Annotated in this window: 12 protein-coding genes; 9 read left to right on the forward strand and 3 right to left on the reverse strand. The window is 63.8% G+C overall.

From position 1 onward, the window contains the following. The first annotated feature begins 17 nt into the window (after positions 1 to 17). From GEV01_RS03915 to GEV01_RS03930, 4 genes are read left to right on the forward strand one after another with little or no spacing between them, the layout of a single operon-like run. A complete protein-coding gene (locus tag GEV01_RS03915; RefSeq protein ID WP_152801837.1) occupies positions 18 to 749 on the forward strand; it encodes a hypothetical protein in 732 nt (243 codons plus the stop codon). Further along, positions 746 to 3,124 carry a hypothetical protein gene (locus tag GEV01_RS03920; protein ID WP_152801839.1) on the forward strand — a complete coding sequence of 793 codons (2,379 nt, stop codon included), beginning with the start codon at positions 746 to 748 and terminating at the stop codon, positions 3,122 to 3,124. Before GEV01_RS03915 ends, GEV01_RS03920 begins: the two co-directional genes overlap by 4 nt. 57 nt (positions 3,125 to 3,181) lie before the next feature. Further along, a complete protein-coding gene (locus GEV01_RS03925) occupies positions 3,182 to 3,634 on the forward strand; it encodes a DUF29 domain-containing protein (RefSeq protein WP_152801840.1) in 453 nt (150 codons plus the stop codon). Between the two features lie 17 nt (positions 3,635 to 3,651). Further along, a complete protein-coding gene (locus GEV01_RS03930; RefSeq protein ID WP_152801841.1) occupies positions 3,652 to 4,104 on the forward strand; it encodes a DUF29 domain-containing protein in 453 nt (150 codons plus the stop codon). On the opposite strand, the gene GEV01_RS03935 is transcribed toward GEV01_RS03930, so the two are convergent. Beyond that, complete coding sequence (locus GEV01_RS03935; RefSeq protein ID WP_152801842.1) at positions 4,094 to 5,542, reverse strand: SulP family inorganic anion transporter; 1,449 nt, start codon at positions 5,540 to 5,542, stop codon at positions 4,094 to 4,096. The genes GEV01_RS03930 and GEV01_RS03935 overlap by 11 nt on opposite strands. 169 nt (positions 5,543 to 5,711) lie before the next feature. Between GEV01_RS03935 and GEV01_RS03940 the strand changes: the two genes are divergently transcribed. Beyond that, positions 5,712 to 5,939, forward strand: a complete 228-nt coding sequence (locus GEV01_RS03940; RefSeq protein WP_008448261.1) for a hypothetical protein — start codon at positions 5,712 to 5,714, stop codon at positions 5,937 to 5,939. A gap of 3 nt (positions 5,940 to 5,942) precedes the next feature. Here GEV01_RS03940 and GEV01_RS03945 read toward each other — a convergent pair whose 3' ends face one another. Together GEV01_RS03945 and GEV01_RS03950 are read right to left on the reverse strand one after the other, a co-directional pair. Beyond that, on the reverse strand, positions 5,943 to 6,689 hold the full coding sequence (locus GEV01_RS03945) for a Crp/Fnr family transcriptional regulator (protein WP_152801843.1): 747 nt from the start codon (positions 6,687 to 6,689) through the stop codon (positions 5,943 to 5,945). A gap of 187 nt (positions 6,690 to 6,876) precedes the next feature. Beyond that, positions 6,877 to 8,946: a TonB-dependent receptor family protein gene (locus tag GEV01_RS03950; protein WP_152801844.1), complete on the reverse strand. Its 2,070-nt coding sequence runs from the start codon at positions 8,944 to 8,946 to the stop codon at positions 6,877 to 6,879. Positions 8,947 to 9,035: 89 nt separating this feature from the next. Between GEV01_RS03950 and GEV01_RS03955 the strand changes: the two genes are divergently transcribed. The 4 genes from GEV01_RS03955 (at position 9,036) to GEV01_RS03970 (ending at position 13,499) form a co-directional block, all read left to right on the forward strand. After that, on the forward strand, positions 9,036 to 9,392 hold the full coding sequence (locus GEV01_RS03955) for a DUF2946 domain-containing protein (protein ID WP_152801845.1): 357 nt from the start codon (positions 9,036 to 9,038) through the stop codon (positions 9,390 to 9,392). 74 nt (positions 9,393 to 9,466) lie between these two features. Next, positions 9,467 to 11,731 (forward strand): TonB-dependent receptor, encoded by a 2,265-nt coding sequence (locus GEV01_RS03960; protein WP_152801846.1) that lies wholly within the window; start codon positions 9,467 to 9,469, stop codon positions 11,729 to 11,731. Between the two features lie 107 nt (positions 11,732 to 11,838). Then, a complete protein-coding gene (gene hmpA, locus GEV01_RS03965) occupies positions 11,839 to 13,020 on the forward strand; it encodes an NO-inducible flavohemoprotein (protein ID WP_152802330.1) in 1,182 nt (393 codons plus the stop codon). A 53-nt stretch (positions 13,021 to 13,073) separates the two neighbouring features. Beyond that, entirely contained in the window at positions 13,074 to 13,499 is a 426-nt protein-coding gene (locus GEV01_RS03970; RefSeq protein ID WP_070266572.1) for a Fur family transcriptional regulator, read from the forward strand. Positions 13,500 to 13,642 lie beyond the last annotated feature (143 nt).

The following is a 13,642-nucleotide window of genomic DNA, read 5'->3' on the forward strand; positions in this document are numbered from 1 at the left end:
GCCGCTCCGTTTTACCGATGCCCTCCCTATTCCTCCGCCTGGCCTTGTGCGCCCTGCTGCTATGCCCTTGCGCCGCCCGCGCGCAGGCCGTCGCGTGGCTGTGGGACGAAGCGCTGCTGCCCGTGTGGTCGGCGCCCGAAGCGGCCGTCCTTCAACGCCATATCCTGCTGACCGGCGACACCGCACGCACCCGTCCGCGCATGCGCCAGCCCGCGATGCCCGCCGCCACGCGGGTGACGCCGGTGCTGCATGTGGAAGTCAGCACCGTCAATCCACCACAGAATATTGAAGCCAGCCGCGCAATGATCGTGCAGGCGCTGCTCGATGCGGCCGCAGTCGGCACGTCCGGCTGGGTGCAGCTGGATATGGAGGCCAAGCCCTCGCAGCGCGAGTTCTATCGTTCGCTGGTCAAACAACTGCGCGCCGCGCTGCCGCCGCACATCAAGTTGAGCGTGACCGCGCTGGCCTGGTGGTGCCGCTCGCCGGCCTGGCTGGACGGACTGGCAGCCGACGAAGTGGTGCCGATGTTCTTCCGCATGGGCCGCGACAACGCCGGCATGCGCGCCATCGTCGAACAATCGCCCGCGACGCTGCACGCCAGCTGCCGCGCGGGCAGCGCTGGATTCTCGCCTCAGGAACCGTTCGCACCGCAAGTCGCGGCGCGATATCATAAAACCTACTGGTTCGACCGCCACGCATGGAAGCGTGCCGGCGCGGACCTGTCGCCGCTTTCAAGGAGCACTCCATGACACATCGTCTTCGTCCACTCATCATCGCTGCGGCACTGCTGGCCTGCGCCAATGTCGGCGCCAGCGGCGGCGGTTCGTGGGATTCCTACGTCACCCGCAGCGGGCCGGATATCGCGCTGGGCCGCTATCAAAGCGGCGAGCTGGGTGTGCTGATGCCGACCTACGAGCGGATGTACCTGTACACCGCCTGGCGCAGCGTGCTGCTCGGCGCGGACGATATGAAAGCCGCGCCGAATCCGCAGGGCGGCCTGCTGCGCGCGATCGGCAGCCGTAACGGCGGCTGGGTCGACGCGGGCGAAGGCAAGAAGGTCTATGCCGCCTGGCAGGCCGCCATCAGCACGGCGCTGAAGCAGGCGCCGGTCGCGCCCAAGGACGACGACAGCATGGCCAACGGCTACCTCACTTGTCCGCTGGGCAGCTACACCTTCGCCACCGCCACCTTGAACGATCTGGCACGCCGCAGCGATGCGACGCCGGCCCGCCTGAACGCGTGGATCACGACGCAACGCCAGGTCTTCAAGTTCTGCGGCGACGATGCGGAAACGAAGCGCAATTTCTACGATGGCGTCAAGCGCGTGATACCGGCACCGGTGGAGTTGCCGGCAACGGAGGCGCTGTACTGGCGCCAGATGCAGCAGTACCAGCTGGCGTCGGCCGCCTTCTACGGTGAGAACTATGCGCTAAGCGGCAGCCTGTTCGCCAAGATCGGCGCCACCGACAAGCATCCGCTGCGCCAGTGGGGCGAGTATCTGAACCTGCGCTCGCAGGCGCGTGCCGCCGTGTTTGTGCCGGGCCCGAACGCCGATCAGGCGATGTGGCAGGAGCGGCTCGACGCCCGCCGCGAAGGCCCGGCCGCCGCAGCGGTGCGGCTGGCGGCTGCGCAGAAGAAGCTGGCCGTGATCCAGGCCAGCGCCGATCATATCCTCGCCAATCCGGAGCTGTCGTCGCTGCATGAGGCCAGCCGCGCCATCGTGCGCAGCATGCAGGTGCGGTTGACGCCGACGCTGCGCTTTGCGGAACTGAGCAAGCTGCTGGACGATCCGCGCACCAATCCGTATCTGGACGATCATCTGGGCGACTGGCGCGTGCTGGCCAACGACCTGCTGCAACCACCCGTCGCCGAACAGGCCGACGCCCGCCCCGCCCTGCGCGGCGCGGCAGGCTTTATCGACTGGATGCAGACCATCCAGGCGTGCCAGGAGTACCAGGCCAAGCGCAGCTGCGCGGTCGAGCGCACGCACGCGATCGACCAGTGGAACCGCTACGCCAAGCAAGGCAACAAGGCCCAGGCGCGCGTGTGGATGCTGGCCGCTGTCATGCTGTCCGATACGCTGACGCCGGAATTGGAGAAGGCCGTGCAGCAGGCGCCTGTTTCCGCGCCTGAGTATCTGACGCTGCGTTACGCGCTGGTGCGCCACTACCGTCTGAGCAAGCAGGCCGACAAGGCGCGCACGCTGGGCGACGCGATTCTGAGCGGCCCAACGCTGGCGGCCAACCGTTCGGTCAGCGCACGCAACCAGTTCCTGCAGGAGCGCTTCGCGGTGGCGTCGTCGACGGCGGATGCCGCCAACTATCTGCTGCGCACGGAGAGCCACGATCTCGACCCCGATACCGGCGAGTTGGCCAAGGCAAGCGAAGAGCCAGGCGCCACGCCAGTCGCAGCGCGGGTGGACATCGCCGCCGACGGCATCCGCTGGTTGAACAGCGGCCTGTCCACGGCCGACCTGTCGGCACTGGCCGCGAACCAGAAGCTGCCGAAGGCCCTGCGCGCGCGCATCGCCATCGCCGCATGGATGCGTGCAGACCTGCTGGGCCAGGACGAAACTGCGCTGGGCGCAACCCAGCAAATCGAACAGAACGCGCCGCTGCTGACGCCCGTGATGCAGAAGTACCGCAAGCTGGCGGGCACGCCGGAGCATCGCTACTGGATGCTGGTGAACGCGCTGAAATACGGCCTGTCGCCAATGTATAACGGCTACAACGGCGAGTTGGCGGTGCGCGCGCCGGACGACACGCTGGCCGACATGTGGTGCAAGGTGCCGGCCAAGGCTGGCGACAGCTACGGCGAAAACACCGACGCCGAACATACGCTGCCGATGCCGGACCTGGGCAACGGCGCCGCCCGCGACAAGGAGCTTGCGCAACTGTCCACCTTGAAGACGGCCACCGGCTACATCGGCGACCAGATCCTGCAACGCGCCACCGCCGTGCCGAACGATCCGGAGCTGCCGTGGCTGCTGTACGTGACGGTGCAATCGACGCGTGGAGGCTGCCTGGACGCGGATTCCAAGACCTTGTCGAAGAACGCCTTCACGCTATTGCACAAGCGTTACAAGAACAACGAGTGGGCGCGCAAGACACCTTATTTCTATTGAGCGGAATCAAACGCGGGGACCGGTGAAGGACTAGCATGGCGCCTCTGGAGGTGCGCCATGCAAACCTTGGTCCAATCCCGCAAATACCCGAGCTACGACGACGATCTGGCGCAGTGGATAGATGCGCAAATCCAACTGCTGCTGGATCGCAGGTTCTCCGAGTTGGACATAGAGAACCTGGTCGCGGAGCTCGACGGCATGAAAAAACAATATGAGCACGAACTCGACAGCAGACTGACGGTGCTGATCATGCACCTGCTCAAGTGCCAGTTTCAAAAAGACTATCCGCAGAACAAGTGGCAATCCACGTTGATAGAGCAGCGCTACCGCATCGCGCGGCTGCTGAAAGATAGCCCGAGCACACGCGCAAAAATGCCGCAGTTTGCCGTGGAGTGCTACCCCATCGCCCGCCGCAGAGCGGCAAAAGAGACGGGGCTAGACGAAGAAACCTTCCCGCTACGCCTGCCCTATTCAATGGCGCAGTTGATGGATCAGGACTTCATGCCCTAGCGGCCTTGAGGTGCGCCATGCAAACCCTGGTCCAATCCCGCAAATACCCTAGCTACGACGACGATCTGGCGCTGTGGACAGATGCGCAAATCCGGCTGCTGCTAGGTCGCAGGTTCTCCGAATTGGACATCAAGAATCTGATAGCGGAGCTCGATGGCATTAATAAGCGAGAGCTGAGAACACTGAAAAACCGGCTGCGCGTGCTGGTCATGCATCTGCTCAAATGCCAGTTCCAGCCTGAGCATCCAAAGAACAGGTGGCGGGCCACGTTGATCGAGCAACGAGAACGCCTGACGCTGCTGCTGGAAGACAGTCCCAGCCTGCGAGCGGCGCTGCCGGAATACGTTCACCAGATCTATCCCGCCGCAGTCCGAATGGCAGCGGCGGAAACCGGCTTGCCTGCCAGCGCCTTCCCGGCCGACAATCCGTATTCCGTGGCGCAGATACTCGATCAGGACTTCATGCCGTAACCGCGGCTCCCGCCCTGTCCAGCAACAGTTCGCAGCGCCTCGATAAATTCTGTATCTGCAATGCCTTGCCAGCCTTGGCATAACGCTCGTGCAAGGCGGACACCGCCACCACGGCAGAATGATCGGCCAGCCGCAGATGGCGGCAATCCAGCGTCACCGCAGACGGATCGCCCTGCACGTCGAACAGATCGTTGAAGTGCGCGACCGAGGCGAAGAACAAGGTGCCATGCGGCGTGTAGTGCTTGACGCCGTCGGCGCCCTGCGCCACATCGGCCCGGACCTCGCGCGCGTGGCGCCAGGCGAAACTGAGCGCCGCGATCACGATCCCGCAAAGCACCGCTACCGCCAGATCGGTCGCCACGGTGATGGCAGTCACCACCACGATCAGCAAGGCATCATGGCGCGGCACCTTGCCCAGCACCCGCAGCGAGCCCCAGGCAAAGGTCTGCTGCGCCACCACGAACATCACACCCACCAGCGCCGCCAGCGGTATGCGCTCGATCAGCGGCGACAGAAACAGTATAAACAGTAAAATCATTATCCCCGCTACCGCGCCGGACACCCGCGTGCGGCCGCCGGAGCCCAGATTGATCATGGTCTGGCCTATCATCGCGCAGCCGCCCATGCCACCGAACAGACCCGAGACCATGTTCGCCGCGCCCAGCGCCACGCATTCGCGATCCGGCAAGCCGCGCGTTTCCGTGATTTCATCGGTGAGATTGAAGGTCAGCAACGTCTCCAGCAGGCCGACCACCGCCATCAGCAGCGCATAGGGCAGTACGATGCGCAGCGTCTCGACCGTCATCGGCACTGTGGGGATCTGCCAGGCTGGCAAGCCGCCGGCGATATGCGCCATATCGCCCAGCGTACGCGCCGGCAGGTGCAGCAGTTGCGACAGCAAGCCCACGCCGACGATCGCCACCAAAGCCGGCGGCACCGCCTTCGTCACACGCGGCAGCAGGTACACCACCGCCATCGTCAGCGCCACCAGGCCGCACATCCACATCAGCGCGTCACCCTGCATCCACGCGCCGCCCACTTTAAAGTGCTGCAGCTGCGACCAGGCGATGACGATGGCCAGGCCGTTGACGAAGCCCAGCATCACCGGATGCGGCACCATGCTGATCAGCTTGCCCAGCCGCAGCAAGCCAAACATCAGCATGATGAGTCCGCTCAGCACCACCGTCGCCAGGAAATATTGCAAGCCATGCTGGGCGACCAGCGCCACGATCACCACCGCCATCGACCCGGCGGCGCCGGAAATCATGCCCGGGCGGCCGCCGAACAGCGCAGTCATCGTACAAATGAAGAACGCACCGTACAGTCCGGCCAGCGGATTGAGCTGCGCGACCAGTGCAAAAGCTATGCATTCGGGTACCAGCGCGAAGGACGTGGTCAAGCCCGCCAATGCGTTCCTGGAAAAATTAATTGGCGACATGGAAATATTTCGGGCGGAAGGTGATGTGAAAACACAACAGAGGCAGCATTTTACACGCGCATATTCGCTTTCTGATCGCCATGGGTGAAATGGCGCACATTCAGAAAGGGGGCAAGCCGGGCACAATGGCACCGCATACTACTTAACCCTAGCCAGCATCGCCACCGCCATGACTACTCTGATATCTGCCACCTACGCCCTGCAAAGACAGAAAATCGCCGTGGAGAGGACGCTGTATGCGCGTTCTGCGGAGGAATCACAACTGGCGGCCCGCTGGGCCAGCGCCTGGCATAAACTGGTGCAACGCAAGCTCGACCAGGCCCAGGCCATTCATCTTGAGCCGCGCATGGACTATGCCGGCTTCAGCATGCAGCCCCGTTCCCGGGTGCTGCACTAATCCTTACGCCGCGTATCGCATCGCCGTTGCCGCACCGGAGCGCGCTGCCTGATAGCAGCTGCCGGCGCGGCGTTCCATCAGGTCGCGGTCCAGCACCGTGACGCAGCCGCGGCGATAGGCGATCAACCCTTCCTCCGACAATTTGCCTGCCGCGCCGGTGATGCTTTCGCGGCGCACGCCCAGCATATTGGCGATCATTTCCTGCGTTACCTTCAACTCGTTCGACGTCGAGCGGTCCAGGCGCTCCAGCAGCCAGCGGCACAGCTTCTGTTCGATGCTGGTGTGGCGGCTGCCGGCGACGCTTTGCGCCAGCTGGGCAAACATCGCGCTGGTGTAGCGCATCAACAGCTGGGCCAGCGGGCCGCCGCTGTAGAAGGCTTCGCGCAGCACGTCGGTGCGCAGGCGATAGCCGTAGCCCGCGCACTGCACCACGGCCGAGTAGCTGGCGCGTTCGGCCGGATACAGCGCCACGCCCACCACGCCCTCGCTGCCGACGACGGCGATCTCGGTGCTGGCGCCGTCTTCCATCACATATTGCAGGGAGACGATGGCGTTGGTCGGGAAGTAGGAGTATTCCACCTGATCGCCGAAGTCGAACAGGTGCTTATCTGCGGGCAGCGTGACCAGTTCCAGGTCGCCAAACAGAGCTGTCAGATCTTCGCGTGACAGGGCGCGCAGCAAATCGTTCTGTTGCGCGCCGATCAGGCTGATGGTTGAACCAGGAGCTGCGTTGAGTTGGGTGCTGTTCATGATGCGCCTCTTGTGTCTGATTGATCCTTCGAATCATGTCGTGTGGATCACAGCGGCGAATTCGCCTTGCCGATGTAGACACTGTATCCGCGCACCCAATCAGCAGGTATAGGAGCACCCTGTAGTCCTATGTAGGTTATGAACATTGCAAAATGTCATCTTTGTCCTACGCCCCGAGCCAGCCTATTTAAAAGGTGGCCCGCAGCTGGACGTAGGCCATGCGCGGGGCGCCCACCATGCGGCCGGCGTTGCCGTCGACGTTGCGGGTGTAGTAGCGCTTGTCGGCGATGTTGTTGACGCCTGCCATGACTTCGTAGCCCGGCTTGCCCGGCAACTTCCAGCTCAGCTGCGCATTCCACAGGCGGAAGCCCGGCACCACGCCGTTGCTGCCGTTGGCCGCTTCGGCCACGGTGTTCGCGGCGTCCGAATACTGCTTGCTTTGATGCGTGGTCGACAGGTTGGCCGTCCATGCACCGACGCGGTAGCGCGCGCCCAGCGTGTCGGTGTTGCGCGAGTAGAACGGCACCTCCATGCCGGCGGTCGAACCGGAATCCTGGATCGCCCGGGTGTAGGTGTAGTTGGCGTACACGTTCAACCCGGCCAGCGCGCCGGCGTCGTCGAAGCTGTAGTCGGCCGCCGTCTCGATGCCGTCGTGACTGGTGGCGCCGAGGTTGCGGAACACGGGCGGCGTCGTGCCCGGCACTTGCAGGATCTGGTTATCGAACTTCAGCTTGAAGGCCGTCACTTCGGCATTGACCGCCCCGCTCTTCCAGCGCGCGCCCAGTTCGGCCGTCTTGGCCAGCTCGGGCACCAGCGGATTGGTTGGCGTCTGCGAGTTCAGCTGCGTGTTCTGCACCGGTCCGAAAGACGTGGTGTAGTTGGCGAACACGGTCAGCGCGCGGTTCACCAGGTACGCCACGTTCAACGACGGCAGCGCCTTGCTGTTCTCGGTCTCGAAGGTCGATTTGGCGCTCAGGTCGTTGCGCTCGGACTTGATGTGCTCGTATCGCACGCCCGGCGTGATGCGCCATGCACCCACGGCGATGCGGTCGTCGATGTACACGGCATGCGCATCGGTGCTGTTGACGAAGGTGGAGATCGCTCCCTTGGCGCCGGTGGACACGGTCTGGATGTAGTTGTTGTCATCACCCCGCTCGCGCAGATAGCGGTAGCCGACCGTCACGTCATGCGTCATGCCGCCACCGGCAAAGCGCTGCGTGTAGCGCGGTTCGATGCCCAGCACCTCGTAGTTGCGCGGCTGCCAGGTCAGCTGGGTCTTGGCGGCGTTGATCAGCGAGCTCTGACGGAAGCTGTCGCTGTAGTAGGCCTTGACCTCCAGCTCCTGCGTGGCCGACAAGGTGTTCAGGTAGCCGACATCGGCGCTGCGGCGGTCGCCGCTCCAGAAGTCGGTAGGCCTTGTGTTCTGGAATGGATCGGCGTTGTACTGCGCCACCGTCAGGCCGCCCGGCGTGCGCGAATTGACTTCGTAGTAGGACAGCTTGGCGTTCACCTCGCTGTGCGGCGTCAATTGATAACGGAACTTCAGCGCCAGATCGTTGACCTTCTCGTCGCTGCCCGCGCGCCATTCGCTGCCGGCCATGCCCGAGTACAGCACCGCCACGCCCAGCCCACTCTCCTGCTGCGTGCCGACGAAGGCGCTGTATTGACGATTCTGGCCACCCTGGCCAAAGTCGTTGTAGCGGAAGCTGGCGTCGCCGCTCACGCCCGCCGTGTCCGGAATCGAACGGCTGCGGAAGTTGATGATGCCGCCGACGTTCTGCGGGCCGTAGCGCACCGCGCCGCCGCCGCGCACCACGTCGATCGATTCGATGTTGTTCAGGCTGACCGGCGCGAACGACAGCTGCGGCTGGCCGTAAGGCGCGACCGCCAGCGGAATGCCGTCGAGCAGCACGGTCGAGCGCGGCGAGTAGCGCCCCGTCAAGCCGCGCACGCCGATGTTGAGCGAGACCGCGCTGCCGGCGGTACCGGAGTTGTCGGTGGCCTGCACGCCCGGAATGCGGCGCATCACGTCGCCGATGTCGGCTGCGCCGGTGTTGTCGATGTCTTCCTTCTTCATCACGGTGCGGGCGCCGGCGAAGTTCTTCACGCTGTTCTGCAAACCCGACCCCAGCCAGCTGCCCGACACCTGGATCGATTCGATGGGCGCGGCGGCTTCCTGCGCATGGGAAGACAAGGCCAGCAAGGACACGGCGGCGGCGATCAGCGAACGTTTGAACGGGAGGGTAGTCAGCGGCATAGTGAGGTGTAGTTCAGTTTCAACGGCGCAAATGATAACACTTCTCATTCTCAAATGTAAATGCGTGGAGATTTGTTATAATTGGGACCATGCACAAATTCGTGAAACGCCGGACACTGTACCTCTGGATCGCCATCATGGCCGTCCTGTTCAGTGCACTCGCGCCTGCTGTTTCACGCGCCATGACGCCGTCTTCACCTTACGGCTACGCCGAGATCTGCTCGGTCGACCAGATCAAGAAATCCCCGGCCAAGTACGACCACACCACGGAGCACTGCCCGTACTGCGCCACCCACGGCGGCACGTACGCGCTGCTGCCGCCTGTCATGGCCAGCTTCGCCGTCATCGGCGGCCATGACTACTACCCACCGCTGTTCTACAACGCCCCGCGCCCGCTGCATAGCTGGAGCGCCGCCAAACCGCGCGGACCGCCCGCCCGTTCCTGATCGTCTGCCGTATCCGCTGCCGCCCGTCGCCATCGTGCGCGGGTAGCGGTCATCATCCCAACATCAGGAACACCATGAAAACGACCATGTCACCATTGGCGCTGGCGCTGCTTGCCGCCTTCTCCACCTTCGCCTGCGCGGAGGACGCGCCAGTCCATTTACTGGGCACCGTCACCATTACCGGCAACCGTCCGACCTCGCTGCCGACGCAGATCCCGACCACGATTGAAGGCATCACCCAGGCCGAAATCGAAAAGACCATCAACGCCACCGACGCCGAAGACGCGTTGAAATACCTTCCCAGCCTGCTGGTGCGCAAGCGCTACATCGGCGACTACAACCACGCCGTGCTGTCCACCCGCGCTTCCGGCACCGGCAACAGTGCGCGCTCGATGGTGTACGCCGACGGCATCCTGCTGTCCAACTACCTGGGCAACGGCGCCAGCTTCGCGCCGCGCTGGGGCATGGTCAGCCCGGAGCAAATCGATCGCGTCGATGTGCTGTACGGTCCCTTCTCCGCGGCCTACGGCGGCAACTCGGTCGGTGCGGTGGTCGATTACGTCACCCGCATGCCGACCAAATTCGAGGCCCACGCCAAGCTGACGCTGACGCACCAGCCCTTCGACCTGTATGGCACCAGCGACAGCTACGACGGCAAGCGCGCCAGCATCGCGCTGGGCGACCGCCAGGGCGCCTGGTCGTGGTATGTGGACGTGAGCCGCACCGACAGCGAAGGCCAGCCACTGACCTTCCCCGCCAAGAACGTCAGCAAGCCAAGCAGCGCGGGCATCCCCGTCACCGGCGCGGTCGCGGGCCTGGACCGCACCAACAGCAACTGGCTGCTGCTGGGCGCCGGCACCCAGTACCACACGGTGCAGGACCAGTTCAAGGCCAAGCTTGCCTACGACTTCTCGCCAACGGTGCGTGCCACCTACACCTTCGGCCTGTGGCGCAACGATTCCGAAGGCCGTCCCGAAACCTATCTGCGCGATGCGGCGGGACGCCCGGTCTACTTCGGCGCCGTCAACATCGCCGGCAGCAGCTACACGCTGGGCGCGACGGACTTCAACGTGTCGAATGAAAAACTGCAGCACGTGATGCACGGCCTGACCGTCAAGTCCAACACCAGGGGCGTGTTCGACTGGGAGCTGGCCGCCAGCCTGTACGACTACGACAAGGACCGCCTGCGCGCAGCCACCGTCGAACTGCCAGGCGCATTGTCCGGAGGCCCGGGCCGCATCGTCAACCAGGGCGGCACCGGCTGGAACACCTTGTCGGCCAAGGGCGTATGGCGTCCGGATGCCGCGCATGTGGCGGAATTCGGCTACCAGCGCGAAGCCTACAAGCTGGCCAGCATCGAGAACACCACCAGCAACTGGATCGACGGCGCACCGGGCGACCGCAACTCCGCCTTCGCCGGCAAGACCGAAACCAACAGCCTGTATGCGCAGGACAGCTGGAAGTTCGCACCGGAGTGGAAGACGGTGCTGGGCATGCGCTACGAGCGCTGGACCGCGCACGACGGCGCCACCTCCAACCGCCTGACCACCAAGCCGCATCCGGAGCGCAGCGAAAACTACCTGTCGCCGAAAGCCGCGCTGGCGTATCAGGCCAGCGATGCATGGGTGCTGAAAGCCTCGCTGGGCCGTGCCGTACGCATGCCGACCGTGTCCGAGTTGTACCAGGGCGGCATCAATGCGAGCGGACAGCTGATCAACAACGATCCGAATCTGAAGCCGGAAAAATCCTGGACCACCGAGCTGACTGCGGAACGCCGCCTGGCCTCAGGCCAGCTGCGCCTGACCGCGTTCGGCGAACGCACCAAGGACGCGCTGTACTCGCAAGTGAACGTGCTGGCCGGCGCCTCGGTCAGCACCGTGCAGAACGTCGACCGCATCAACACCAAGGGCCTGGAAGCCGCCTACACGGCGGACGATGTGTGGGTGCGTGGCCTGGGCCTGAGCTCCAGCCTCACCTGGACCGATTCCAAGATCGCCCGCAACGACAAGTTCGCCGCCAGCGTGGGCAAGTGGCAGCCCCGCATACCCGAGTGGCGTGCCACCGGCGTCGCCAACTACGACGTGAACGACCAGCTGTCGCTGACGCTGGCGGCGCGCTACAGCGGCCGTCAATACTCGACGCTGGACAACACCGACGTCAATGGCTTCGCCTACATGGGCGCCAGCAAATACTTCACCACCGACGTGCGCGCACGCTACCGCATCAACCGCCAGTGGAGCGCCGCCGTGGGTATCGATAACCTCAACAACTACAAGTACTGGAACTTCCACCCGTATCCGCAACGGACCTACGTGGCGGAACTAAAGTTCGATCTTTAAGCAGCAAGCCCGCAGGCGCAATCGGATTTTTTCGATTGCGCCTGCTCTGACATTTAAACATTCATGTGATATACTTCTTTATGTCGAAACCAAACATGGACCGTAAAATGCTCAGCACCGAACAAAAAGCCATCATCAGCGCCACCGTCCCGATTCTCGAACAAGGCGGCGAAGCGCTGACGCGCCACTTCTATCTGACGCTGTTCCGCGACTTCCCGCAAGTGAAGCCCATCTTCAACCAGGCCAACCAGGCGGACGGCAATCAACAGCGCGCACTGGCCAACGCGGTGCTGATGTACGCGAAGAATATCGAACGGCTGGAGCAACTGGGTCCGCTGGTTTCCACCATCATCAACAAGCATGTATCGCTGCAAATCCAGCGCGAGCACTATCCTATGGTCGGCGCCTCGCTGCTGAAGGCGATCCGCGAAGTACTGGGCGCCGACGTCGCCACCGACGCGGTGCTGGACGCATGGGGCGCGGCTTACGGACAACTGGCCGACATCCTGGCCGGCGCCGAGCAAAGCATCTACGAAAAGAACGCTGCGGCAGAAGGCGGCTGGAGCGGCGCGCGCGAGTTCAAGGTCGTATCGAAGACGGCGGAAAGCGACGAAGTCACCTCCTTCGTCTTGCAGCCGGCGGACGGCGGCAAGGTGGTGGCGCATGCTCCGGGCCAGTATATCGGCCTGCTGGCAGTAGTGAACGGCGAAGAGCAGCGCCGCCAGTACTCGCTGTCAGCGGTGAGCAACGGCAGCAGCTACCGCATCAGCGTCAAGCGCGAGCCGGGTGGCGCGGTGTCCAACTACCTGCACGACCATGTCGGCGTTGGCGACAGCCTGCAACTGTTCCCGCCGTCGGGCGACTTCACGCTGGCGGACAGCGACAAGCCGCTGGTGCTGATCAGCGGCGGCGTCGGCATCACGCCTACGCTGGCGATGCTGACGGCGGCGCTGACCTCCGGCCGCCGCATCCACTTCATCCACGCGGCACGCCACGCCAACGTGCACGCCTTCCGTGACCACATCGACGCGCTGGCGGCACAACACCCGCAACTGCAACGCTTCTACTGCTACGAAGCGGCCAATGACGCCGGCCCGCAGCCGCATGCCACCGGCTACATCGACCAGCAGAAACTGGGCGCCTGGCTGCCGGAGACGCGCGACGTCGAAGCCTACTTCCTCGGCCCGACGCCATTCATGAAAGCCATCAAGTCGCACCTGCTGGAACTGGGCGTGCCGCAGTCGCAAACCTACTACGAGTTCTTCGGCCCGGCCGAAGCCTTGGGCTGATCTTTAGCCGGGCGTGATAAGATGTCGGTGCTTCATCCACTAACACCGACATCATGCATACCCCAGTAGCAGACCAAGCAGAAACCCTGATACGTGCCACCGGCGCCCGCGTGACGCGCCCGCGCGTCACGGTGCTGGAGTTTCTGCTGGCCCAGCACAAGTCGCTGACGCATCACGAGATCCACGCCCAGTTGTCCGACGCCGCACTCGACCCGGTCACGCTGTACCGCGTGCTGGAATGGCTGACCGAGAACGAACTGGTACACCGCATCGCCGGCGCCGACACCGTCTGGCGCTTCAGCGCGGGCGCCGGCCACCACTCGCACGAACACGCACACTTCCAATGCACCAGCTGCGAGGAAGTGACCTGCTTTACCGAGGTCGCGCTACCGCGCAAGATCAAGCTTCCCGAAGGCTTCCAGAGCCAGGAAATGGACTTCCTCATCAAGGGCACCTGCCCGCACTGCGCCAAGCGCTAACTCCCGCAATCGTTCGTCCTCATAGCGACAGGCCCCGGCAAGGGCGGCCTGCCGCATCGTCACGTCCATTCCCACCGCAGAAATTTTAATGCAACTGTATTGCATTAACAATCCAGACCAACTATGATGCAGATCGATTATGC

The organism is Rugamonas rivuli, from assembly GCF_009380165.1.
Taxonomy (GTDB): domain Bacteria; phylum Pseudomonadota; class Gammaproteobacteria; order Burkholderiales; family Burkholderiaceae_D; genus Rugamonas; species Rugamonas rivuli.